The sequence below is a fragment of the Cupriavidus sp. GW821-FHT02F09 genome (genome assembly GCF_059421605.1).
Window position 1 is genome coordinate 11,248 of the sequence record NZ_JBWKVH010000054.1, and the last position, 943, is coordinate 12,190.

A 943-nucleotide genomic window follows, 5' to 3' on the forward strand; every position below is an offset into this window, starting at 1 on the left:
TGTGCGTTGACGGCGACCAGTGGCGGCGTGCTCAGTCTCGGCTCGGGCACAGTCAATGGCGCACTCTCGGCGAACAGCAACGGCAACATCGGCCAGACGGGCGCCTTGTCGATCAGCGGTTCCAGCACGCTCAATGCGGGCAGCGGCGCGATCACCCTGACCAACGCCGGCAACGTGTTCGGCGGCGCGGTGAGCCTGACCGGCGGCACGACGCAACTCTTCAGCGGCGGCCAGCTCACGCTGGGAACCCTGAACACCGGTGCGTTGACGGCGACCAGTGGCGGCGTGCTCAGTCTCGGCTCGGGCACAGTCAATGGCGCACTCTCGGCGAACAGCGACGGCAACATCGGCCAGACGGGCGCCTTGTCGATCAGCGGTTCAAGCACGCTCAACGCAGGCAGTGGCGCGGTCATCCTGACCAACGCCGGCAACATGTTCGGCGGCGCGGTGTCCGCTTCGGGCAGCGGGGTGTCGCTAGCCAGTTCCGGAAATCTCAACGTTGCGGCGTTGACCGACAGCAATCACGGCAATGTCCGCCTGACCGCAGGCGGCGCCTTGACGCTTCCCGCCAGCGGCATCACCACCGGTACCGGCGATCTGGCGCTGAGTGCCGGCAGCGGCTTGCTGAGCGCCAATGGCAACCTCAGCGGCGGCGCCGTCAGCTTGTCTTCCGGCGCCGGCATGGCGCTGAGCGGGAACATCTCCGGCTCCAGCGTGAACCTGTCTTCGTCGTCGGGCACGATGGTGTTGACGGGTGTGCTGGCCTCCACGAGTGGCGCCACGATCAACGGCGGTACGCTGCAGGTCGGCAAGGGCGGCACCTCTGGCTCCATCACGGGCAGTGTCGTCAACAACGGCACGCTGGTTTTCAACCGCAGCGACAGCATCACCTTCGGCGGCGCAATCTCCGGCAACGGCACGCTGGTGCAGTCCGGCACCGGCA

General features: G+C 67.2%; 1 protein-coding gene. It reads left to right on the forward strand.

Annotated elements, in window-relative coordinates; all coding sequences use genetic code 11:
* Window positions 1-943 (forward strand): beta strand repeat-containing protein (locus AC07XB_RS34425; protein WP_494752821.1); only part of this gene is annotated, 943 nt, incomplete at both ends.